Annotated in this window: 20 protein-coding genes and 7 tRNA genes; 22 read left to right on the top strand and 5 right to left on the bottom strand. The window is 37.6% G+C overall.

Annotated elements, in window-relative coordinates; translation table 11 throughout:
* The first annotated feature begins 309 nt into the window (after nucleotides 1-309).
* From manD to GQR56_RS13535, 5 genes are all read left to right on the top strand, one after another.
* The gene (manD, locus tag GQR56_RS13515) at nucleotides 310-1,527 is read left to right on the top strand and encodes a D-mannonate dehydratase ManD (protein ID WP_024611048.1); all 1,218 of its coding nucleotides are present in this window, start codon (nucleotides 310-312) and stop codon (nucleotides 1,525-1,527) included.
* A 55-nt stretch (nucleotides 1,528-1,582) separates the two neighbouring features.
* Nucleotides 1,583-2,734 (top strand): Gfo/Idh/MocA family oxidoreductase, encoded by a 1,152-nt coding sequence (locus GQR56_RS13520; protein ID WP_166112363.1) that lies wholly within the window; start codon nucleotides 1,583-1,585, stop codon nucleotides 2,732-2,734.
* A gap of 15 nt (nucleotides 2,735-2,749) precedes the next feature.
* Nucleotides 2,750-4,510 (top strand): transporter, encoded by a 1,761-nt coding sequence (locus tag GQR56_RS13525; RefSeq protein ID WP_024611046.1) that lies wholly within the window; start codon nucleotides 2,750-2,752, stop codon nucleotides 4,508-4,510.
* Nucleotides 4,511-4,663: 153 nt separating this feature from the next.
* The gene (locus tag GQR56_RS13530; protein ID WP_240920937.1) at nucleotides 4,664-5,482 is read left to right on the top strand and encodes a hypothetical protein; all 819 of its coding nucleotides are present in this window, start codon (nucleotides 4,664-4,666) and stop codon (nucleotides 5,480-5,482) included.
* Between the two features lie 350 nt (nucleotides 5,483-5,832).
* Nucleotides 5,833-6,081: a hypothetical protein gene (locus GQR56_RS13535; RefSeq protein ID WP_166112369.1), complete on the top strand. Its 249-nt coding sequence runs from the start codon at nucleotides 5,833-5,835 to the stop codon at nucleotides 6,079-6,081.
* 86 nt (nucleotides 6,082-6,167) lie between these two features.
* On the opposite strand, the gene GQR56_RS13540 is transcribed toward GQR56_RS13535, so the two are convergent.
* The 5 genes from GQR56_RS13540 to GQR56_RS13560 all read right to left on the bottom strand — a co-directional run bounded on the left by GQR56_RS13540 (nucleotide 6,168) and on the right by GQR56_RS13560 (nucleotide 11,981).
* Nucleotides 6,168-6,923, bottom strand: coding sequence for a DUF1266 domain-containing protein (locus tag GQR56_RS13540; protein WP_166112372.1), 756 nt, complete (start codon nucleotides 6,921-6,923; stop codon nucleotides 6,168-6,170).
* Nucleotides 6,907-9,018 carry a CDC27 family protein gene (locus GQR56_RS13545; protein WP_166112375.1) on the bottom strand — a complete coding sequence of 704 codons (2,112 nt, stop codon included), beginning with the start codon at nucleotides 9,016-9,018 and terminating at the stop codon, nucleotides 6,907-6,909. The genes GQR56_RS13540 and GQR56_RS13545 overlap by 17 nt, the downstream gene beginning before the upstream one ends.
* Before the next feature lie 60 nt (nucleotides 9,019-9,078).
* Nucleotides 9,079-10,737, bottom strand: coding sequence for a molecular chaperone HscC (locus GQR56_RS13550; RefSeq protein WP_166112379.1), 1,659 nt, complete (start codon nucleotides 10,735-10,737; stop codon nucleotides 9,079-9,081).
* Between the two features lie 432 nt (nucleotides 10,738-11,169).
* A tRNA-Pro gene (locus GQR56_RS13555) sits at nucleotides 11,170-11,246 on the bottom strand.
* 111 nt (nucleotides 11,247-11,357) lie between these two features.
* Complete coding sequence (locus tag GQR56_RS13560; protein WP_166112381.1) at nucleotides 11,358-11,981, bottom strand: arylesterase; 624 nt, start codon at nucleotides 11,979-11,981, stop codon at nucleotides 11,358-11,360.
* On the opposite strand from GQR56_RS13560, the gene GQR56_RS13565 reads away from it, so the two are divergent.
* The 17 genes from GQR56_RS13565 (at nucleotide 11,982) to GQR56_RS13645 (ending at nucleotide 24,303) form a co-directional block, all read left to right on the top strand.
* Nucleotides 11,982-12,695 carry an ABC transporter ATP-binding protein gene (locus tag GQR56_RS13565; RefSeq protein ID WP_166112402.1) on the top strand — a complete coding sequence of 238 codons (714 nt, stop codon included), beginning with the start codon at nucleotides 11,982-11,984 and terminating at the stop codon, nucleotides 12,693-12,695.
* Nucleotides 12,685-15,186, top strand: coding sequence for an FtsX-like permease family protein (locus GQR56_RS13570; protein ID WP_166112384.1), 2,502 nt, complete (start codon nucleotides 12,685-12,687; stop codon nucleotides 15,184-15,186). The genes GQR56_RS13565 and GQR56_RS13570 overlap by 11 nt, the downstream gene beginning before the upstream one ends.
* A gap of 131 nt (nucleotides 15,187-15,317) precedes the next feature.
* Nucleotides 15,318-15,842, top strand: a complete 525-nt coding sequence (gene ruvC / locus GQR56_RS13575; RefSeq protein ID WP_024612128.1) for a crossover junction endodeoxyribonuclease RuvC — start codon at nucleotides 15,318-15,320, stop codon at nucleotides 15,840-15,842.
* Nucleotides 15,843-15,844: 2 nt separating this feature from the next.
* Nucleotides 15,845-16,462 carry a Holliday junction branch migration protein RuvA gene (gene ruvA / locus GQR56_RS13580; RefSeq protein ID WP_024612129.1) on the top strand — a complete coding sequence of 206 codons (618 nt, stop codon included), beginning with the start codon at nucleotides 15,845-15,847 and terminating at the stop codon, nucleotides 16,460-16,462.
* A 7-nt stretch (nucleotides 16,463-16,469) separates the two neighbouring features.
* Entirely contained in the window at nucleotides 16,470-17,480 is a 1,011-nt protein-coding gene (gene ruvB, locus GQR56_RS13585; protein WP_166112387.1) for a Holliday junction branch migration DNA helicase RuvB, read from the top strand.
* A gap of 1,086 nt (nucleotides 17,481-18,566) precedes the next feature.
* Nucleotides 18,567-19,271, top strand: a complete 705-nt coding sequence (gene tolQ, locus GQR56_RS13590; protein WP_024612130.1) for a protein TolQ — start codon at nucleotides 18,567-18,569, stop codon at nucleotides 19,269-19,271.
* A complete protein-coding gene (gene tolR / locus GQR56_RS13595) occupies nucleotides 19,258-19,689 on the top strand; it encodes a protein TolR (RefSeq protein ID WP_024612131.1) in 432 nt (143 codons plus the stop codon). Before tolQ ends, tolR begins: the two co-directional genes overlap by 14 nt.
* A gap of 4 nt (nucleotides 19,690-19,693) precedes the next feature.
* Nucleotides 19,694-20,620, top strand: coding sequence for a cell envelope integrity protein TolA (tolA, locus tag GQR56_RS13600; RefSeq protein ID WP_166112390.1), 927 nt, complete (start codon nucleotides 19,694-19,696; stop codon nucleotides 20,618-20,620).
* A gap of 9 nt (nucleotides 20,621-20,629) precedes the next feature.
* Nucleotides 20,630-21,988, top strand: coding sequence for a Tol-Pal system beta propeller repeat protein TolB (gene tolB, locus GQR56_RS13605; protein ID WP_166112393.1), 1,359 nt, complete (start codon nucleotides 20,630-20,632; stop codon nucleotides 21,986-21,988).
* Between the two features lie 34 nt (nucleotides 21,989-22,022).
* Entirely contained in the window at nucleotides 22,023-22,565 is a 543-nt protein-coding gene (gene pal, locus GQR56_RS13610) for a peptidoglycan-associated lipoprotein Pal (protein ID WP_024612134.1), read from the top strand.
* Nucleotides 22,566-22,578: 13 nt separating this feature from the next.
* Nucleotides 22,579-23,322 (top strand): tol-pal system protein YbgF, encoded by a 744-nt coding sequence (gene ybgF / locus GQR56_RS13615; protein ID WP_166112396.1) that lies wholly within the window; start codon nucleotides 22,579-22,581, stop codon nucleotides 23,320-23,322.
* A gap of 177 nt (nucleotides 23,323-23,499) precedes the next feature.
* Nucleotides 23,500-23,575, top strand: a tRNA-Lys gene (locus GQR56_RS13620).
* 60 nt (nucleotides 23,576-23,635) lie between these two features.
* Nucleotides 23,636-23,711, top strand: a tRNA-Lys gene (locus tag GQR56_RS13625).
* 62 nt (nucleotides 23,712-23,773) lie between these two features.
* Nucleotides 23,774-23,849, top strand: a tRNA-Lys gene (locus GQR56_RS13630).
* 81 nt (nucleotides 23,850-23,930) lie between these two features.
* Nucleotides 23,931-24,006, top strand: a tRNA-Lys gene (locus tag GQR56_RS13635).
* Nucleotides 24,007-24,087: 81 nt separating this feature from the next.
* Nucleotides 24,088-24,163 (top strand) — tRNA-Lys (locus GQR56_RS13640).
* A 64-nt stretch (nucleotides 24,164-24,227) separates the two neighbouring features.
* Nucleotides 24,228-24,303: transfer RNA gene (locus tag GQR56_RS13645), tRNA-Lys, on the top strand.
* Nucleotides 24,304-24,318: the final 15 nt, after the last annotated feature.

Here is a 24,318-nt window from a genome sequence, read left to right on the forward strand (position 1 = left end):
TTACTAAACCGATTTACTTAAGCGAATTTAACATGTATTAACCAAATGTCAACATTCTAACGATTAGACCTTTGTCATATAAAAGCCTTAAAGAAGATCCGAAACGCTACAAGGTTTTGAAATTATTTTGTTATGTTTTTATGCCCATCAGTATTTATATTTTTATCGGAGAGGGTGGCTACAGATCTAGTTTGTGGTTTGCTCGGTTGTAGAAATTTAGTTGACCAAGTCATTTTACAACAGTAAGATAATTGCTTAGTAAACCGATTTAGTTACCCTTAAGATTGGTAACCTATACAAGGAAAACCAATGAAAATTAAAGAAATAAAAGTATTTGTGTGTAGCCCCGGAAGAAACTTCGTAACGGTTAAGGTAATCACCGACGAAGGTACTTATGGTTTGGGTGATGCAACAGTAAATGGTCGAGAAATGGCCGTAGTTGCTTATTTAGAAGAACACGTTGCTCCTTGTTTGATTGGTCGTGATCCGCAAGAAATTGAAGATATTTGGCAATACTTTTATAAAGGTGTTTATTGGCGAAAAGGCCCAATTACAATGGCAGCTATTGCTGCAATAGACATGGCGCTTTGGGACATTAAAGGCAAAGTTGCTAATTTACCTGTGTATCAATTATTAGGTGGTAAAAGCCGCAAAGGAGTTACGTTTTACGCACACGCTAACGGTGAAAATATTGACGATACATTAGATAAAGCACAAGAGCATATTGAAAGTGGTTTTAAAGCGATTCGTTTACAGTCAGCCATCCCAGGCTTAAAAGTAACTTATGGTGTACTAGGCGATAAAAAAGATTACTTTGAATTACAAGGTAGCCGTCCGTTACCCCCAGAAGAAGAGTGGTCAACCGCTAAATACTTTAACTCAATTGTTGAGCTATTCAAAAAGGCGCGTGAACGCTTTGGTTACGAAGTACATTTTACGCATGATGTTCATAGTCGTTTAACCCCCATTGAAGCTGCAAAGCTAGGTAAATTATTAGAGCCATACAACTTATTATTTCTTGAAGATGCAGCTATTGCAGAAAACCAAGACAGCTACAAAATTATTCGCCATCACACTACCACTCCTTTAGCTATTGGTGAAACCTACAATACTATTTGGGATTGCAAAGATCTTATTCAAAATCAGTTGATTGACTATATTCGTGTCGCTGCAACTCATGCTGGTGGCATCACTGCACTTAAAAGAATCACCGATTTTGCCAGTGTTTACAATGTTAAAACTGCACCACATGGCGCGCCTGATTTGTCACCTGTGTGTTTTGCCGCGCACATGCATTTAAATATTTGGGCGCCTAATTTTGGTATTCAAGAATTCGTTGGCTTTGGTAACGAAGCGTTAAATCGCATATTTAAGCATAACTTCACTATCGAAAATGGCATGGGCATGATGAGCGAAGCACCCGGTTTAGGTGTTGAGTTTGATGAAGAAGCCGCAGCACAGTACCCATACAAACGTTCGTATTTGCCTATTAGCCGTTTAGAAGACGGTACTCTTTGGAACTGGTAGCGCATAAAAATAATGGTTGTAACAATAAATAATTTAAAAGAATTAGGATTAAGACATGAGTAACAAAGTAAAAGTATTAATACATGGAACAGGATTCGCAGGTCAAGGTCACGCTGAAGCTTTTAGATATGCTGGTGCAGAAATAGTAGGAATAGTAGGAAGAACACAAAGTGTTGTGCAACAAGTTGCCAAAGATATGGCAATTCCTTACTCAGGAACTGATTGGCAAAAGGCACTGGAGGACTGCAAACCTGATGTTGTGTCTATTGCTACACCAGGTGGTGCGCATGTTGATCCAATAAAACAAGCGATTGCTTTTGGATGTCATGTTTTTTCAGATAAACCACTAACAGCTGACGGCAGTACTTCAAAAGAATTATACAAATTAGCTGTCGAAAAAGGGGTGAAAACAGCCTTCGCTTCAAGCTTTAGATACATGCCTGAAATATTACACGCAAAACGGTTAGTTGCCGCAGGCGCAATTGGTGAGCCATTAGAAGTTGAATGCATATCTCACTTTAATTTAGAGCGTGATATTCCCTTTGGTTGGTCACATCGTCAAGAAGAGGGGGGTGGTCGTTTAAATAATAACTTTACGCATATGATGTCGATTGTAACGTCTGTAGTAGGTGAAAAAATATTGTCAATTATGGGTGAAGTACGTGACGACTTAGGTAAAGCACCTATTGTTGAGGGCGTTCATAACTTTAAAACCCGCCGCGACTTCATCCCGCAAGATATTAACGATCCATCATTAGAGTGGGGCGAATCTAACGTTGAATGGTCATATAACGTGCTAGCTCAATTAGAAAGCGAATTTGCTAAAAAACCGGTTTCTGTGATGTTTAAACATGGTGGTTTACACCCTCGTTTTAACGAAGATCATATCGTTTTTTATGGTAGTAAAGGCGCTATTTATATTAAAGGTCATTACGGTGCGGGTCCGCTTTATTTATATGGTGAAAACAATGGTGGTGACCATAAAGAATGGCTAGAGCAAGCATTACCTGCCGATATTGCTGCAGATGTACCTGATGTTGAAGGCGATACAGAGCGTAACTGGCGTTACCTTATTCGCGAGCTAGTTAATGATATTAAAGGTGAAGACGTAGCGCCTTATCAAACTTTCAAAGAAGGCAGCCAATATCAGCAACTCATCGATTTAATTCGTAAAAATGATTACTGGGTAGATGTAAGTAAACTTTAATCAAAGGGTAATAACATGATCTATGATTACGCGGTAATAGTTGGTTATTTCCTTTTAGTTGTAGGTATTGGTTTTACCTTCAAAAAAATGGCAGCTAAATCAACGAGTGACTACTTTCGTGGTGGCGGTAGAATGTTGTGGTGGATGGTGGGTTCAACTGCCTTCATGTCACAATTTTCTGCATGGACTTTTACAGGTGCAGCAGGTAAAGCCTTTACCGATGGCTTTGCTGTAAGCCTTGTGTTTTTTGCAAATACCTTTGCCTACTTTTGCGGTTGGGCATATTTTTCTTACCGCTTTCGTCAAATGCGTGTAGATACACCAACAGAGGGAATTAAGCGCCGTTTTGGCAGTCAAAATGAATTGTTTTTTTCATGCGCCTTAATTGTATTTAGCTTTTTAAACGCGGGTATTTGGTTAAATGCTTTAGGTGTATTTACAAGCGCCGTGTTTGAAGCAGATATTAACGTTACGATTATTGTTACTGGCCTAGCTGTATTGTTTATTTCAGTATTGTCGGGTGCTTGGGGGGTCGTTGCTTCCGACTTTGTACAAACATTAGTGGTTGCAGTGGTATCTATTGCGTGTGCAATTGTCGCGCTTGTAATGGTAGGTGGACCTGTTGAGTTGGTTACTAAGTTCCCGTCTGATTTTATTATGGGACCAGATATGAACTATGGTTTGCTATTAGTCGGCACCTTTGTATTTTTTCTTGCTAAGCAACTCATAACCATTATGAATTTAAATGATTCATTTCGTTTTTTAAACGCTAAAGATTCTGATAATGCACGAAAAGCATCACTACTTGCCATGGTATTAATGGGTGTTGGTAGCATTATTTGGTTTATTCCTCCTTGGGCGTCAGCCATTTTATACCCCGATGCGGCATTAGCTTATGCAGAACTTGGTAATAAAGCATCGGATGCTGTGTACTTGGTTTTTGCAAGAAACGCGATGCCTATTGGTACCGTTGGCTTATTACTTGCTGCTTTATTTGCGGCCTCTATGTCGTCAATGGATTCAGCACTTAATAAAAATTCAGGTATTTTTATCCGTAGTATTTATCAACCATTTTTAGCCAAACGCAATAGAATAGTTGATGACGCACATTTACTTAAAATGGGTAAAATATTAAGTTTTATCAGCGGCTTACTAGTTATTGTAATGGCATTGTTTTTCAAGTCATTAAAAGAGCTTAGTTTGTTTGATTTAATGATGTCTTTTTCAGTAATGATTCAAGTGCCTATTCTTATCCCATTAATATTTGGTTTATTTATTAAGAAAACACCGTCTTGGGCTCCGTGGGTAACTGTATTAATTGGCTTGTTTGTATCTTGGTTGGTAATGAGCGTTTTAACACCTGATGTTTTTTCGCGCTTTATTGGTATAGACGAATTTACATCAAGAGAAGCAACAGACATGAATTTAATATTGACCATAGGCGCTCACTTAGTAATAACAGCCGGTTTCTTCTGTTTAACTTCATTGTTTTATAAAGAAGAAAACGATAAATACAAAGAGCAAACAGATGACTTCTTTAAAGATTTAGAAACGCCAGTAATTGCTGATAACGAGCAAGATGATTATGACCGCCAACAACGTAATAAACTGGGATCTATGGTGATATACATGGGGTGCGGTATTATTTTTATGGCTTTAATACCTAATCCGTTATGGGGGCGCTTAATTTTTGTTTGTTGTGCATTAATTATTTTAAGCACGGGGTTTTTATTGAAAAAAAGCGCAAAGCCAACACAAATTACAGCACAACTTTAATGTAATTATTAATTTTATTGGCGCTACATATATTCATTACTAATGTAGCGCTTTTATAAAAATAATAACACTGGCAATATAAGTTTTGAAGGGATGTATATGAGATTAGCAATATTAATAAAAATAAAATGGTTGGTTTTATTATCAGGTTTAATGTTTTTTGTTTATGGCTGCACTACTGAAAATCAACAGGTTTTACAAAAACAAACGGTTCTACTTACTCATGGTATTGATAGCTCAGCCGGTGATGTACCCAGCTATATTATTAAAACAGCTAACGCGACTTATTACCTTGAAAAACAAGGCGGTGGTTTATCAAGTTTGTTAGATAGTGATGGAATTGATTGGATTGGTTTTCATAATGCAAAAGGGTCTGGGCATAAAGGGGAGTATCGTGGATTTCCAAATGCAATTCATAAACAGGATGGAAATTATTTTCATGCTCTAAATGCAGGTACAGATTTATCAACGTCAGTAATTGATATTAATACTGCGCAACATGTTCGTATTACTTTCACCTCAGCAAATAAAAAGTGGGAAGGGCAATGGGACTTTTACCCAGAGCGCTTAGACTTTACTATGAGTAAAGTAAGTGCAGGTTATAAATATTGGATTCAATACGAAGGTGTACCTTTTGGTGAAATGGATGATACTGATTTTTGGTTTAATAGCGCTAATAATAAAAAACACTTAATTAATGAGCCATTTTTAAGTGATTTACCATCCCCAGAATGGATAGCATTTGGGGATGAAAAAAGCCCGCGCGTGCTTTACCTTTTACACCATGAAGATGATAACCATCCAGATAATTATGTAAGCAGGCCAGACATGACCGTATTTGGTTTTGGGCGGAGTAATAAAAATAAATACCTTAGTACGCCACAAACATTTTCGATTGGTTTTGTTGAGTCATCAAAGTATGAAAAAGTTAAAATGACAATAAAGGACGTTTTACAAAAAAATCGGAGATAACGACTGTTCATTCTTAAACTCAACGCTGAATTAAAGAATGAATATAAAACAAAAAATAGTTAAATTTAATTAAAGGCAATAAGTGTTACAGCGCTTATTGCCTTTTTAACGCTGAGATTTGTATTAGGAAATGGGATTAACTATTTTGATTAGAATAATTACTAAAGCGCTTTTACTTTACTCAATAGAAATAAAACTGCATAAAATATAGTAACCCCACTATTTATACCCCAAATTTAGAACCTAGTGCTCAACAAAGGGTTTAAGTTTTTAGCTGTACTCTATAAAATAGTATCCATAAATGATTTAAAAGCTTCAGTCAGTGTGGGGCATTAATAAAAGAGTTTAAAATGAATAATGAAAGTGACGTAATTGATACTTTAGCTGAACTAGAAAGCTTTTTAATAGATGTCGAAAACGGTGGTTTTGGACTTAAAGGTGTTGCAGGTGTTGGTATGGCAACTAATAACAAAGATGGCAGCCGTTTTGTTGCTGTGTTTGACGATAATCAAAAGCTACTTTTAGCACGCATGATTACAGAAGACGTATTCCAAACAGGGCAAGACATGGTACGAAATGGTGTAGGGCGCAAGCACTAATATTAATTTTACTGAATAACGCCACTGCAAAAAGGCGTTATTCAGTAAGTATCCATAAAATCAAAATACTACAATTTTGATTGAAATTAAAAGTGTATCTCCCAATCTAATTGGCACCAAGGGTGCTCGTCATCAGCTAATATACTTTGTAATGTAGCAGCCGTATCATTTATTTTCTCAAATAAATCATGACTAAAATTAAAGTCAGGGTTTGGCTCGCTGTACGTTTCTTGAGTTGTAATCTTTTGCCATATACACCGACCAACTACATAACTAGTTGCATATTCTTGCCAGCTAATAAATAAGGTTTGTGCCAGTTTTCCAATAGGCTTAAGGTAATGCCATGCTTCTTCTTCGGTTAAAAAATTGACGCTAACACCACAACGACATAAAAAAGCATAGCGACCAATATCAAAAGCTCTAATACCACAACGAGCCAGTGAGAATTTATGTATTCCTGCCCAGTCCGACATAATACCTATAGGCGTATTTTGATAGGCGGTAAATTTATTTTCAATGTAGTATCTTGCTAATAAATCATTTCTGGTGAGTTCAGCCATACAACTCATGAAAACTTGACTATTTGATGTGTTATAAAAAACATTTAAAGTTTTAATCAATTCTTCTTTTGTTGTAACGCCATAAGCATTATCTAAAATACTTAAATTACCGTTAGCAACTGACTCGTCAGTGTAGTTTTTATTGTGATGCTTTAAGGTATTCAATGAATAGCCATTTTGCATTGAAAGGTGCCCTGAGAGGCTAATAAGCCATAATTTTTGCTCTGAACTTAAGTCCGTATCATCCGCAATTACACAAGGTACTTCACTTTGATTGTGCATCTACAATCTCCTTTGTTGTTTGCAGTTTTAGGCATATCTCATTGTAATTAGGATGCATTGGCTGTCCAAATTCAACGAGTTTTTCACAGCATTCCACTGCAAATTCAAGTGAGTATATCCCAAGCCTCTGATGTCCGTATTTATCTGCGGCTAATATTAATATGGGTATTGCTGCATCATATTGCTCTAAGGCAGCTAGCGATCGCCCTTTGTAATAGTAGGTTTGTGGTAAATTAGAAAACGTGCTAATCGTGATGTTTGCGAGCTTAATACAGGTATCAAAATCATCTATATCAAAAGCTATGTGAATAAACTTTAAGCTCCAACTTGGTTGGTGTGTGATTTTTGGCATAGCTTGCTTAATCGCATAAATAGCGGCTTGTTTTATTTGCTTCATAACCGCTTCGTTTTCGATATTTACTAATTTAGCCATTAACGCATGTAGCATTGCCCACGCATATTGCTGTTTATAGTCTAAATCAGCATAGAGGGCGTAACCCTTGGGTTTATTGGGTTTTCCATCATGATCAGTCGCTGGAAGATCTAATGTTTTGAGTTCTAATTCTGAGTATATATTCTCTTGTACAGAGCCTAGCACGCGAGGGGTTTTATAAAACGTGTTAGGAGATGGTTTTATTTTTTTTGCGATAGTTTCCATTATCAAATTGAAATCAATTGAATCTGGGCAATATATAAATAAATCAACCAGTAGTGGCCAAGGATCTATCTGTTTTTGTAAATGTAGATTCATAAAGGCGATAAAAACGTCAAATGCTTCATCTAAGCGTTCTAGCTTAGCAAGGCATAAAGCCTGTAAATAATTGCAATTAGCGTCAAAAACCAAAGAGTATGTTTGAGTCGTTATTAACGCATCTTGATAGCGACCATTTTCAAATTGCAACGTCGCTATTTTAAGCGCGTTACTTTCCTCATTTTTTTTAAGATCTTTTATGTAGTATCGACGAGCGATAATCAAAGAAGAGCGTAGGTCTATATCCTCAGGGCAAACATAAAAATAAGAGTTTAAAAATATATAAGCTTTTTCATAATCTTTAAGGTGCAAATAACACAGGCCAATCTCTTTAGTCATCTTCATCGCATAAAAACTTTTTATAAGTTTTCGCTGCGCAAGATAAATATTGAGTGCTATATCATAGTTTTCAAGCTTAAATTCTGCGTGTGCTTGTAAATCTCGCAGATGTTCTATGCTTGCATCGGTAGGTGGTGGTAATGAGCCAAGTAACTTACTGATTTCTGTGTATGCACCCAATGTCCATAAATAGTTAGCAGCATAAAGATACAGTGACTCATCATTATAAAATACCAAGTTGACCCGCTGCATTAGCGTAATTAGCTGCTCAGCTGTAAGCTTAGAATATATACATTGCTCTTCTATTAAGTTACGTAGCTGAAGATGCTGCTGCAGTTGTTCAAAGCTGATATTCACATCAATATTTGATGGTGAATCTATGCGCAGTGGGAGGCTCTTAATATAATGATGCAGTGCAATGGCAAGTTCGCGATAATGATTGTTTTTACTAGTGACGAGTTCACTAGAGATTTTCATACTCTCATCTAAAAACCTAAATACCATGGCTGATAAAAAGTAATGCTCTGAAAAGAAATCAATTAAAGTGAATGAGACTTGCTGACTTTGGTCAACATCCCAAAATAAAGGCGATGAAAATAATAACTTCCATTGTTCAACATCGCTGCGAGATGTCACATTACAATATAATTCATTGAGCGCTATTTGTAGCTGTGAAATAGAACTAACAGAATTTAACTCGATAGGTTGTGGCTTAACTACTTCAACTTGTGTAAGTGCAGGCGAGGGCTCTTCTTCATCAAAAAATGACTCATCAACAACCCCTTGTTTTTCATACTCATCTTCAAATACTTGATTGGGTGCTTTGTTTTCATTTTGAGTAGGTCGTTTAGCTTCTTTATTTGCTAACTCGTACGCTTTTCGTAAATTTTTAAACTCTTCGGGAAACTCAGTTGGCGATGTTTTTTTTAGAAGCTCTGTATAAGCGAGTTTAATTAGCCGTTTATCTGTAGTGGCTTCAATGCCTAGTATTTTCCAATGGTTCATTACTTCACTCTTTATTTAATGCTTGTGATATTTATTAATTAAATTATTTATCAGTTAATATTAAAAACTTAAATAATGCTTTATATTCTCGATCATACGTTCAATTTTATGATTATCGTGAGTTTCTAATACATCCATAAATTGACCAATAGCCTCACCAATTTCACGCCTTTTATCCCCTAGGTTTTCTTGGAATAAACGCTCTAATTTTGCTTTAAATGCAGTGTTTACAAGTTTGTCTTTAGGTAAAACTTTAAGTGCGTTAAGACGTGCAAAACGTTCACGCAGCTCATTTTCGCTCACGCTTTCTTCTTTCTCGCCTACATAAGTGCAGTATTTTTTGCCACTTTTAACATTAGTCACTTCAACTTCTAGCACACCATTAAGATCGTAGGTATAGGTTAGGTAAAACTCTTGTACTGTATTTAGCGGTTCAAGCTCAATTTCTAAATCACCTAAAAAAACATTATCTTTGGGAAGGTAGTTTTCACCTTGGTAAATTTTAATAAGCACTTTTTCTTGCTGTGGATGACTTGAATAAACAGAGCGGGTTTCGCTAACAGGAATAGTGGCATTACGCTCTATAATAGGTAAGAATTCTGATTGATTATGTTTATTATTTACTTCTACACCGAGTGTATAAGGGCACACATCAGTCATTATTACATCTTTCAATTCTTTATCACGTGCGCTCATTCCTGCTTGAATTGCAGCGCCAATAGCAATGGCATGATCAGGGTTATATTGGGTTTGCGGAATACGCGAAAATACACGACTAATTTGCTGCTGAAAAATAGGCATACGTGTAGCGCCACCAACAAAAATTAGCCCATCAATCTCATCAAGTTTTAAATCAGCATCCGACATTGCACGGTTAATAGGAAACTTAATACGTTCAATTAACTCGCTACATAATGTACGGTAATTTTCCAGCGTAAGAGTATATGGGTATGTTTTTTCTTTATATTCAAAGTTAAAACTCGCTACTGGCTCGTTAGTTAATTGGCACTTTAAGCGCTCACACAAAGACCAAATATTACGGTTTTCACTATCTGAGAAAAAACCTCTGTATAAATCGTTCTTCTTATAAAGGTCCTCTTCAATTACGTTAGTAAAGTCGTTACCGCCTAAATAGTTATCACCTGCTGAGGCGTGTATTTCAAATATGTCGTTAAATACCTCAATAACCGACACATCAAATGTACCGCCACCAAGGTCCAGTACTAAGTAAGTTTGCTCACAGTCTTTATTATCGAGCCCATAAGCGAGTGCAGCGGCTGTGGGTTCATTAAGTAATCGCTCAACTTTAAGGCCTGCAAGTAAAGCCGCTTGTTGCGTTGCTTGGCGTTGTTTATTATTAAAATAGGCAGGTACCGAAATAACGGCTTCAGTTATTGGTTCTTGTAAATAATGTTCAGCTTGCTCTTTAAGGCTTTTTAATAAAATGGCAGAGAGTTCAGTTGCGCTATAATCTTGCTCGCCCAATGAAAAGGTTTTATCAGTGCCCATAAAACGTTTAAATTCACAAATTGTGTGTGCGGGGTGGGTTGCTAATCGATCCCTAGCTGCTTGGCCTACAAGAATATAATTGTCTTCCGACAAGCCAACAATTGAAGGGACAAGAACGTTCCCCTCCATATCTGGAATTAATTTAACGGCGTTATTTTGCCAAATGCCGACCACACTATGAGTTGTGCCGAGATCTATCCCTATTTTCATTTTATTTCCTTTACAGAATGACTGAAATCATCGTTATTCTAAGTTACTTAATGCGTAGTCTTAAATTCAACTTAGTTTTGTGGAGTTGTATCGTACACTGGTAACAAAAACCTATTATTAATATCTGAGCAAAAATCATACGCTTAATTATCTGTTTTTAAACTTAGTGGTTGATATAAATCACGTTATATCAATTGCATATGATTTTATTCACTAATTCACAGAAACGATAATTAGCTCATCAATTTATATTACAGCTAAGCTAAGAAACATTTTAATAAAAATGGTTCCTTAAATGTGTAAAACTTTAAGCTAAGAGCGTAAATAATGTTGGAATGATTGAGAAGCAAAGTATAAATAATACAAGAAGAGATTTAATAAATAGATTTAGATGAACATAGATAATTAGAGACTTGAGAGGGTGTTATAAATTGGTCGGTATGGAGAGATTCGAACTCTCGACCCCTGCCACCCCATGACAGTGCGCTACCAAGCTGCGCCACATACCGACTTTGATTGCAATAGTACGTGTATTTTTTTAAAAATCAATAAACGATTGTTTGTTTGAGTATTTATTACGCAAGAGCCCTAAAAGAGCGCTCTTGCGCTGTATTAATTTACTAGTCGTTATTTAACCACTTTTTGATCGAGTCATACATCTCATCTCGTATTAATGGCTGAGCTTTTTTGTTAGGGTGTAAACTGTCGTTCTGCATTAAGTCAGATTTGCTAGCAATATCGAGCATAAAAAAGTTCATTAAGTGAGCATTTGTATCTTCACTAATTTGTGTAAAGCTGCTTGTGAACATCTTACTGTAACGCGGACCGTAATTAGGTGGAATGTAAATCTCCATTAAGGCGGTCATCGCATTAGCTGCTTGGCTTTTTTTAACGAGAGCGGTTAAGTTAGTTTGCATTTTTTTAACTGGAAAACCACGTAAACCGTCGTTGGCACCTAGCTCAATAAGTACATGAGTGGGTTCGTATTGCTCAAGCAATGCATCTAAACGACGTAGGGCGCCACCAGATGTTTCGCCACTAATACTGGCGTTGATAAGTACAATATCGCTTTGTTCTGCGTCGTATTTATCTTGTAACAACTTTACCCAGCCTTCTTCTTGTTGAAGACCGTAGGCTGCACTTAAACTGTCACCGAGTATTAAAATCGTGTTGTCGGCTGCTGCTGTTAGTGGTTTGATAACTAAAAATAAAATGAATACTAAACGTAGGATTGAATGAGTCATATGTCAGCGCTTTCTCAATTAAATATAATTCAAGTAAATGGTTTGTCTAAAGTTGTCTCTACCTTTGAAGGAGAGTTGCCCATCCTCAGCGACATCAGCTTTAATGTCAAGCATGGTGAGTCTGTTGCAATAGTGGGCACGTCTGGCTCAGGTAAATCTACGTTACTTAGTTTATTAGCAGGGCTTGATACTGCTAGCAGTGGTGAAATATTTTTAGATGGTGAGCCACTTCATAATTTAGATGAAGAAGAACGTGCGGCCCTTAGAGCGGCAAAAATTGGATTTGTTTTTCAGTCGTTTATGTTGGTGCAAAGTTTAACTGCACTAGAAAACGTTATGCTACCAGCAGAGCTTGCTGGTGAAAGCGATGCGAAAGAGCAAGCCCTTGCGTTGCTCGAAAAGGTGGGCTTGAGCCATCGAGTTGATCACTACCCGTCGCAACTATCTGGCGGTGAACAACAACGTGTTGCTATAGCGCGTGCATTTATTGGTACGCCTAAAATATTATTTGCCGATGAACCTTCGGCTAATTTAGATAGCAAAAATGGCAAAATGATTGAAACGTTGTTATTTGATTTAAATAGCCAGCATGGAACTACCCTTATTTTGGTTACTCACGATGAAGGTTTAGCGCAAAAATGTGAGCATATCATTCAAATTGAAGCTGGATTATTAGTTAAAAGTGTAACGGAGGACACCGCTGATGTGGGCTAAGTTAGCGCTAAAATTATTTGCGCGAGAATTTCGACGTGGTGAACTCACGGTTATAAGTGCAGCAATTGCACTCGCTGTGCTTACTGTGCTTACGTTGTCTATGGTGACTGAGCGAATTGGTCAAAGTATTGCTCAAAAAAGCAGTGCGTTTATTGCAGCTGACCGTGTACTTGCAAGCGACCATGTGCTCGATACTTCGTTTATTGCTAAAGCAGAAACTGAAAATCTAAAAACGGCACAGATGGTGTACTTTGACACTATGTTGTTTGCCAATGATGAAATGCAGTTTAGCTCTGTAAAGGCTGCATCTAACGCTTACCCTTTAAAAGGGCAACTTAAGGTTAAAGACACTTTAGTTGGCGAAACTAAAATTGCTAGCAATGGACCGTCGCTAGGTAACGTGTGGTTAAGTGAATCAGTATTTTACAGCTTAAACATAGATATAGGCTCACAGGTAGAACTTGGCGCAGCTTTATTTAATGTAGAAAAAGTTATAGTAGAAGAGCCTGATGCTCCATTTAATGTATTTTCGAGCAGTCGTCGTGTTTTAATTAATATTGCTGATGTGCCTAAAACTGAAGTTGTGCAACCTGGTAGCCGTGTTTATTACCGCCAATTATATGCAGGCGATGAAGCAGACATAGCTCGCTTTTATGAGTGGTTAAAACCACAAATGCAAGATAACCAACAATGGTATGGCGTAAAAGATCGCCAGTCACCAATATCAAATAGCTTAAATCGTGCAGAAAGCTTTTTATTACTTGCTGGTTTATTGGGTATTATTTTAGCTGCAGTGGCAATTGCTGTATCGGCAAAGCGTTATTGTGAACGCCAATACGACCCAGTTGCAATGATGAAAACGCTGGGCGGCAGCCGCTCAATGATCCGCAAAATATACATGCTACATCTACTTTTAGTGTGCTCAATGGCGGTTGGTGTTGGGCTATTAATTGGCTATGGCTTGCAAGAAGTTGCAACGAGTTATTTATCAAAAAGTATGGGGACAGAGCTACCTATGGGTGGTTTTAAACCATGGTTAGTGGCTATTAGCACCGGTGTAATTTGTGCTGTTATGTTTTCTATTAAACCTTTGTTTGATTTATTTGATATTCCACCACTTCGCGTGTTGCGTCGTAACCTAGGCGATAAACTTGCGGTAAGCCGTGTGCATTTAACCATGAGTGCATTAACTGTATTTTTATTAATGTGGTTATTTAGCAATAACATAAAAATTACACTTATTTTATTTACATCAACTCTTGCACTGATTGGCGTGTTGTTTGTTGTATCTAAACTTATATTTGGTGGCGGGCGTAAACTGGGTTTAAAACCAGGTAATAGTTGGTCGCTAGCTATTGCGTCGATTCAAAAGCGCGCTAACGTAAATGCAGTGCAGTTAATTAGTTTTTCATTGGCTATTAAATTACTGCTGTTTTTAGTGGTGCTTAAAAATGACATGATATCGGATTGGCAGTCGCAATTACCTGATGACGCGCCTAATGCATTTTTGGTTAATATTACGCAAAACGACTTAGCGCCAATAAATGATTACTTAGAGCAAAAGAATATTCAAGTATCTGAATTTTACCCAACCATTCGTGGGCGAGTAAATGCAGTAAATGGTGAGCTAGTAGCACGCGAAGTATCACTGCAAGATAATGAAGAAAAAGATGAAGATGCGCGCTCAGGTATAGGCCGTGAACTTAATTTAACATGGCTAAAAGACGAGCCGGCTCAAAACGAAGTAATAGAAGGCGAATGGTTTGGTGAAAACGCGGTAGCTGAGGCGTCTGTTGAAGAGTCGATGCTAGAGCGCTTAGACGTTAAAATAGGTGATACGCTGACCTTTTTAATAGGTGCGCAGTCATTCGACGCTAAAATTACCAGTGTGCGTAAAGTTAATTGGGCAACACTTAAACCTAACTTTTTTATTATTTTGAGTCCCGATGTACTTGCTGATTTTCCGGCGACCTATATTTCGTCGGTGCGTATAAACCCAGATCAAAAACGTGACTTTAGCCAGTTGCTTCGAACGTATCCGACTATTACAGCAATTGATATTGATAACTTTGTTAAGCAAATTCAATCAACCATTAAGCAGGTATCGCTTGCTATTGGGTTTGTACTGGCAATTGTTGTGTTATGTGGTGCGCTTGTACTTATATCGCAAGTACAAGCAAGCTTAGGCGAGCGCATGCAAGAAATTGTTATATTACGAACGCTTGGGGCTAAAAGCCGATTAATTAAAAATGCGACCTTGTATGAGTTTTTATTACTAGGTGGTTTAGCGGGCTTAGTAGCCGCATTTTTTAGCGATATAGCCTTATTAATTGTGCAACAACAAATGTTTGATCTTGCTGGTAAACTACACCCTCATATCTGGATTATTGGCCCTGTTGCTGGTGGTATATTTGTAGCTGGTTTAGGGTATTTTATGATTGCCCGAACGCTTAAGCAAAATACCCAAGGTTTGGTACGTGCTTTAGCATAAACCAAAAAGAGCAAAACCCTTTAAATGCCCCCTTTATACGTGGGCATTTTTGTTTTTGCTTTGTACTGGTAATTTATACAGTGCTCTGGCATTATTAGCGTAATTTAAAAATAATAACAATGGAGCACTGTTTGGCCATAATTTTAGGAATCGATCCGGGCTCACGTTTGACCGGATATGGCGTTGTAGCACACCAAGGTTCTAAGTTTACGTATTTAGGCAGTGGCTGTATAAAACTAGCAGATCATCCTTTTCCAGTAAGACTTAAAATGATTTACCAAGGCATTACGCAGCTTATTGAACAGTTTTCGCCAGAAACCTTTGCCATTGAAAAAGTATTTATGGCGCACAACCCCGATTCAGCTTTAAAGCTAGGTCAAGCTAGAGGTGCCGCCATTGTTGGTGCTGCAATGGCTGATTTACCTGTATTTGAATATTCAGCCAGACAAATAAAACAAGCAGTGGTGGGCAACGGCGGCGCCGATAAAACACAAGTACAGCACATGGTAAAAAATATTTTAAAGCTACCAGGTACACCTCAAGCAGATGCAGCAGATGCACTAGCAATTGCAATTTGCCATGCTCACTCAGAACAAAATTTAATTAAACTAGCGGGCAGCGCAAGCAAAATCGTTAGAGGACGTTTAAGGAAATAAATATGATAGGTCGCTTAAATGGTATTTTAGTTGAAAAACAACCACCAGAGATATTACTTGAGGTAAGTGGTGTAGGTTATGAGGTGCAAATGCCTATGACCTGTTTTTACGACTTACCAAAAGTGGGTGAAAACGCGATTGTTTATACACACTTTGTAGTACGCGAAGACGCTCAACTTTTATTTGGTTTTAATAATAAAGTAGAACGCGCTTTATTTAGAGAGTTGTTAAAAGCAAATGGTGTGGGACCAAAACTTGGCTTAGCCATTCTATCGGGTATGTCGGCTAAACAATTTGTGAGTTGTGTGAATAACGAAGACTCAACATCGCTTGTTAAATTACCTGGTGTAGGTAAAAAAACAGCGGAACGTTTGGTGCTCGAAATGAAAGATCGATTAAAAGATTGGGGCAACGATTTATTTACACCATACAGCGATAGTGCCGTAATAGAACCATTAAGTGATGCACGTATTGCTAATAATGCAGCCGACGATGCTGTATCGGCACTGCTTGCGTTAGGTTATAAATTGCCACAGGCACAAAAAGCAGTAAAATCGGTAAGTAAACCAGATATGTCTACTGAGGTTCTTATTAAAGAATCTTTAAAATCAATGTTGTGAGTAACCCATGATTGAAGCGGATCGTTTAATTGATGCGACAGAAAAACCAAACGAAGACTCTATAGATCGCGCAATAAGGCCAAAGCTTTTAGCTGATTATAGAGGACAACCGCATGTTAAACAGCAAATGGAAATTTTTATTGAAGCTGCGCGAACTCGCGGCGAAGCACTCGATCACCTTTTAATATTTGGTCCGCCAGGTTTAGGTAAAACAACGCTTGCGAACATTGTTGCCAACGAGTTACATGTAAGTATTAAAACAACATCAGGTCCGGTGTTAGAAAAAGCAGGTGATTTAGCAGCGCTACTGACTAATTTAGAAGAGGGCGACGTACTGTTTATTGACGAAATACACAGGCTAAGTCCGCAAGTTGAAGAAATACTCTATCCAGCAATGGAAGATTACCAACTTGACATAATGATTGGTGAAGGACCGGCTGCACGCTCTATAAAACTAGACTTACCTGCGTTTACGCTTATTGGTGCAACTACGCGAGCAGGTTCGCTAACATCGCCACTGCGTGACCGTTTTGGTATTGTCCAACGTTTAGAATTTTATTCGGTGGAAGACTTATCGCATATTGTTGGGCGTTCTGCGCATTATCTTGATTTAGAAATGTGTGAAGAGGGCGCAACCGAAATAGCACAACGCTCACGTGGTACGCCGCGTATTGCTAATCGCTTACTTCGTCGGGTACGTGACTACACGCAAGTAAAGTCAGATGGCACAGTAAATGCCGAGGTGGCAAAACAAGCACTCGATATGATTGATGTAGATAAAAGCGGTTTTGATTACATGGATCGTAAATATTTACTCGCCATTATTGAAAAGTTTATGGGTGGCCCCGTAGGGCTTGATAATGTAGCGGCTGCGATTGGCGAAGAGCGAGAAACGATAGAAGATGTAATAGAACCTTTTTTGATTCAACAAGGTTTTATTCAACGTACACCCCGTGGAAGAATTGTGTCAGATAGCGCATATCATCACTTTGGTCTATTACCTACCAAAAAAGATTAGCCAATTAATAACGCTTGCTGCAGATATATGCAGTAAGCGAGTTTATTTGAGTCTTACTCATAATTAATGTACTTATTTAGCGTAAGAAAGTAGCAGCTAAAAAGCATAAACATACTAAAAAATACCCACATAATATTGTAAATACAACGTCTGTAAATGAGTTAACCGTTAATTCACAGGGCGTTAAGACTCGTGACGCTATTCTGCGTGCCATTCAAGGTAATACCTGTAATTGCTTAAATATCGAATTACAAGGTAATAACTGTATCCTATTTATTTTATTTAAATCACCAGTGATACTGTCGAATTAAATAACCCAATAGCGCCAAAAAATATGATTTGTATAAAACAATACTCTACGTTTGATTAACGCTTTTATAGATGTTGATAAATTGCAGGCAAAAAAAAGCCCGCAAATAATGCGGGCAAACAACAAGTTGAAGGGAATAATCTTGGAACTATGTTTTACAATCTAAGGTTTTATCCGAAAGAGTAAAACAATGTAATACGATAAATATCGGATTACGAAGAACTTGGCTTAATGAAACTATCTCATTCGGTGCGCTAGTTCGGTATGGAATGATAATACGTAAAATATGATTTTTGTTCAAACTAGAAAATTTGTATTTTCACATTAGAAAAACTAATTCCATGAGTTTTATTGTTGTTTTAATACTGAGCGTTAATTAATCGTTAATATCATAACTTAATGAAAAATAGAGTATATGTACTATTTATTATTAATTCTCAGCATTAGTTTTACTATTACATTAAGCTTGTTTAACGCTGGTTTTGAGTGCTTATGCACTTATTTTGAATAAACGAAGTGTTTTATGATGTTTTATTCGTATATTTAAGCACTTTTTAGACATGTGCCGTTATTTACAATTGAACTTAAAACTTACGATAAGTTGATAAAATTAAAATAAAGGTGATTTTCAACGTTTTTTGTTGATTATTCATAGCAATATCGTTGTCAGCTTGAAATGGACTATATACACTAGATGCAACTTTTGACTGTGTGAACGGTCATATTTATACAAATTAATTAATTTGACGTATTTTGAAACTATTTAGGAGTTTAACGTGGGATCAGGGCTTAATTTTTTAGATCTAATTTTAGAAGCCAGTTTGCTTGTTCAACTAGTAATGTTAGGACTAGTTGCTATGTCTGTAATGTCGTGGGCTATTATTTTTCAGCGTAAAAAAGCGATATCTGATGCTTTAGATAATGCTAAAAAGTTTGAGCAAAAGTTTTGGTCTGGTATTGATTTAAGCAAACTTTATAATGAAATATCGTCACGTAGTGGTCAATCACAAGGTATTGAAGCACTCTTTACTGCAGGCTTTAAAGAGTTTGCACGCCACAAGAAAAACACGTTTCAAAGCGCCAGTATTGTAATGGAAGGTACACACCGTTCAATGCGTGTTGCACTTTCTCGTGAAATAGAAAAAACAGAATCAAGCTTATCGTTTTTAGCAACGGTAGGTTCAATAAGCCCTTATATAGGTTTGTTTGGTACAGTGTGGGGTATTATGAATGCCTTTATTGCACTTGGTGAAGTTAAACAAGCTACGTTACAAATGGTAGCACCAGGTATTGCTGAAGCATTAATCGCTACTGCAATGGGTTTATTTGCAGCTATACCTGCGGTTATAGCTTATAACCGCTTTTCTAATAAAGTTGAAAAACTAGAATCTCACTATATTAACTTTATGGAAGAGTTTGCTAATATTTTACACCGTCAAGCAGCTACCCAAATAGAGGCCCAAGCGAATGTATCAGCGTAAAAAGCGCCGTCCGGTCGCAGAAATTAATGTAGTACCTTACATTGATGTAATGTTGGTGCTGCTTATTATATTTATGGCTACAGCTCCGCTTATTACACACGGTGTTAAAGTTGACTTACCAAAAATGGAAGAGTCTGATTTAGTTGATACAAAAGATGTACCACCTATTATTGCCTCTATCGATGCTGAGGGTAAATACTATGTAAGTGTAGGCACTGATCCTGAAGCGGCTATGGAAGCACTAGACGTGGCGGCAGTAATAAAATTACAATTAATGAAGAACCCTAATATACCTGTAATGATTAAAGGTTCAGGTAAAGTGTCGTATCAAGAAGTGTTACTTTTAATGGACTTTTTAAAGAATGCAGGTGTGCCATCAGTAGGATTAATGACAGAATCCTTTGAGGGGACAAAGTAACTGTATGAATAGTTCACTAATTAAGTCGGTGGTATTACATTTGGGTATTGGGGGATTTTTGTATGCGTCTGCAAATATTCATCCACCTGCACCAAAAGTAATGGAAGTAACGCTTAACTCGGCAATACCAGAAACAGAAAAAGCGGTATCGGCAGTTACTGTTGATCAAAAAATGGTTGAACAAAAAATTGCTGAGCTTAGAAAGAAAGATAAAGATAAAAAAAGTGCTGAAGATAAACGCATTCGTGATTTAGAACGCAGAGCAACCGATGCACGTAAAAAGCGTGAATCAGAAGCAAGGCACATTAAAAAGCTAGAGCAAGAACGCAAAGCTAAAGAAAAAGAAACAGCAGAGGCGCAAGCACAAGCTAAAAAAGCGCGTGCAATTGAGCAAAAAGAACGCGCTAAAGCAAAACAGGCTGAGAAAGAGAAACAAGAGTCTGAAAATGCGGCTAAAGCTGCTGCGGATAAACGAAAAACTGAAGAAGACGCGCTGAAAAAAGCAGAGGCTGAGCGTAAAAAACGCGAAATCGAGGCTAAAGAGCGTGCAAGAGAAGCTGAACGTAAGCGTGAACAAGCTATGCAAGAGCAAATGCTGCAAGAGCAACTTGCAAAAGAGCAGGCAGCACGTAGTAAAGTACGCCAACAGCAAGTACTTAGTGAAGTAGACAAATACCGCGCATTAATTATGGCGCGTATTCAGCAAAACTTACTTCAAGATGAAAAAATGAAAGGCAAGCAATGTCGAGTCAATATTCGTTTAGGTTTTAACGGCTTAGTAACGCAAGTTAAATCGTTAGGTGGTGATAAGTTAGTCTGTGAAGCTGTTATGAGAGCTATACGCTTGGCTGATACGTTACCAGTGTCTAAAGATAGAGATGTGTTTGAAGAGCTGAAAAATATTAACTTCACATTTGCGCCAGAGTTTTAAAGGAATTATATGTTTAACAAAATAAAAGTAGCCTTTTTAGTTTTATTATTAGGATTTCAAGGGATTGCACACGCAGCACTTGAAATTGTAATAACAGAAGGTATAGATGGCGCAAGACCAATTGCAATTGTTCCTTTCAAATACAATGGTGTTGGTCCAATTCCAGAGAAATTAAATGAGGTTATTGCTGCAGACTTAATGCGCAGTGGTAAATTTAAGCCTATTGATATTGCACAAATGCCGCAACAACCAAGTAAAGATAGTGAAATTGACTACGCTGCTTGGGTTAATAAAGGCGCTGAAGCAATACTTGTTGGTGAAGTAGAGCAGCAAACAGACGGGCGCTACTTAGTACGCTACGAGTTAATTGATGTGATCCGTGGTCAGATAACGGGTGGCAACACGCAGATGATGAGTAATGGTAAATTAATAAAGAGCCAAGACCATATTTTAGAAGCGCGTGAAAGTGTTATTGGTGAAAGTGGCTTTCGTCGTTACTCACACAGAATTAGTGATGTTATTTACGAAAAGCTAACGGGTGAAAAGGGCGCGTTTTTAACTAAAATTGCTTATGTAATAGTACGTGATGCTGATGCTAAACCATATCAGTTAGTCGTTGCTGATTACGATGGCTTTAATGAACAAGTATTACTACGCTCTAAAGAGCCATTAATGTCGCCAGCTTGGTCACCAGATGGTACTAAATTGGCATATGTAACGTTTGAAAACCGCCAAAGCCAAATTTATGTTCAAGATTTATATACGGGAAAACGTGAAATTATTGCCAGCTATGAAGGCATTAATGGTGCACCGCAGTTTTCACCGGATGGTAAAAAACTCCTGTTAGTACTTTCAAAAGATAAAGGTGGAGCAACTGAGGTTTACTTACTAGACTTAGTAACAGGTAAAGAAACACGCCTTACGCGCCATCGTAGTATCGATACAGAGCCATCTTGGTATCCAAATAGCCAAGATATTGTGTTTACATCTGAAAGGGGTGGTAATGCTCAGATTTATAAGTTAAATTTAAAAACTGGGCGTTCACAACGTTTAACTTTTGACGGCGACATGAACCTTGCAGGTTCAATAACGCCCGACGGTAAAGAATTAGTGATGGTAAACCGTACTAACGGTAAGTACCATCTTGCTAAGAAAGAGCTTGCTACAGGCGCGTTTCAAGTATTAACTCGAACTCGCCTAGATGAATCGCCGAGTATAGCGCCAAATGGCTCGATGATTATATATAGCACGCTTCATAATAACAAACAGGTACTTGCGCTAGTATCGATGGACGGTCGCTTTAAAGCACGCTTACCTGTGCTAGACGGACAAGTAAAGGCGCCAGCTTGGTCGCCATATTTACAGTAATATTACTGGTTTACTCAAAATAGGAATCTACTCAATGCAACTTAACAAAATACTTAAAGGCCTGCTAATTGCTGTGCCAGTAATGACATTAGCAGCTTGTAGCTCATCATCAGATATTGATGACGGTGCTGCAAATCAATCAAATCAAGGTGTTGTTGAGCAATCAGCAAACAATGATACAGTTGAAGTAGCTACAATTTCTCCTGAGCAACGTGCAGAAGAAGAACTTCGTCAAAAATACGAAGCACTACGTCAAGAGCAAGTAATCTACTTTGATTTTGATAAAGCGACAGTTGAAGGCAAATACGCTGAATTACTTCGCGCACACGCTGAGTTTTTAGTTCAAAACTCATCAGTTAAAGTATTAATCGAAGGTCATGCCGACGAACGTGGTACACCTGAGTACAATATTGCATTAGGTGAGCACCGTGGTAAAGCTGTTGAAAAATACCTACAAAGTTTAGGTGTTTCATCTAGCCAAATGTCAGTAGTAAGCTACGGTGAAGAGAAGCCTATGGTTAAATCTCGCACTGAATCAGCTTTCGCTAAAAACCGCCGTGCGGTACTAGTTTACTAAGATAAGAGATATTATGAAGCCGAAAATTATTTTGGCAGCCATGATATTGAGCGGGAGCACCCAGTTAATGGCTGCTCCCGCTCCTGTTTCAGAAGCTGCAAGTTCACAGTCGAGTATAGAAAAGCGCTTAGCATCACTTGAAAATTTGATGCAAACGCGTAATTTTTTACAAGTAGAGTTACAGCAACAACTTAATTTATTACAAGATGAAGTAAGTCAAATTCGTGGTGTTACTGAAGAGCAAAGCTATAAGCTTGAAAAAGTACTTCAGCGCCAACGTGAACTTTATCAAGAAATAGAGAATCGTGTAAGCCAAGCTTATACGCAACCTGCTGCGGCACCTGCGCCTGATTACACGCAACAAAGTAATGCACAGACATATAGTAGTGATTTATCTGAAAACGAAGCTTACGAGCGTGCTGTTGCATTAATAATGAAAGATAAACGTTACGATCAGGCTATTCCTGAATTCCAAACGTTTTTAACTACGTATCCAAATTCGGTATATGCGTCTAATGCACATTATTGGCTTGGGCAATTATTGACTATTAAAAATATGCCAGTAAAAGCAATTGAGCATTTTAAAGTCGTTGTAAATGAATTTCCTAATTCAAATAAACGCCCAGATGCTTTATTAAAGTTAGGAACACTTTTACAAGAGCAAGGTTTAGCAGCTGAAGCAGAAAAAATACTGAACGATCTTATCAATCAGTATCCAAGTACAACTGCTGCAAAATTAGCCACAGATCGTTTATAAAAATAATTGAATGAGCTTGATTAGACTGCTTTTTGTCATAAGCGGTCTAAAATTGTCCAACTAGACATAAAAACTTAAAAAAAGAGACAATTTCGGTTGCACTCATTTTTTAAATAAGTATTATAAGCGCCCGCAGCAAACGAATGGTTACCCCACTCGAAATGCGGCAAAAAGAGCGGGTTATTAGCTCAGTTGGTAGAGCAGTTGACTTTTAATCAATTGGTCGATGGTTCAAATCCATCATAACCCACCATTTTTAAAATGGTCTTTTATCGGCGGATTTACGTAGTATTTAAAGTTGTTAAGTTAGAGCGGGTCATTAGCTCAGTTGGTAGAGCAGTTGACTTTTAATCAATTGGTCGATGGTTCAAATCCATCATGACCCACCATTTTTATTTAATAAATATAAATGGTTTAATTTAAACTTTAGTACAAAAATTTATATAAGAGCGGGTCATTAGCTCAGTTGGTAGAGCAGTTGACTTTTAATCAATTGGTCGATGGTTCAAATCCATCATGACCCACCATTCTTTATTAGTTATAATAAGAATGGATTCAATCGGCGGATTTACGTAAGCTTCATTCATAATTGAATAAGTGCATAGAGCGGGTTATTAGCTCAGTTGGTAGAGCAGTTGACTTTTAATCAATTGGTCGATGGTTCAAATCCATCATAACCCACCATTCTTTATTAGTTATAATAAGAATGGCATCAATCGGCGGATTTACGTAAGCTTCATTCATAATTGAATAAGTGCATAGAGCGGGTTATTAGCTCAGTTGGTAGAGCAGTTGACTTTTAATCAATTGGTCGATGGTTCAAATCCATCATAACCCACCATTCTATGAGTAGTTTTAATCGGCGGATTTACGTAAGTTTATTCAAAATGAATAAGCGCATGAGCGGGTCATTAGCTCAGTTGGTAGAGCAGTTGACTTTTAATCAATTGGTCGATGGTTCAAATCCATCATGACCCACCATTCTTTATTAGTTAT

The organism is Pseudoalteromonas sp. Z9A5 (assembly GCF_011378875.1).
Classification (GTDB): Bacteria; Pseudomonadota; Gammaproteobacteria; order Enterobacterales; family Alteromonadaceae; genus Pseudoalteromonas.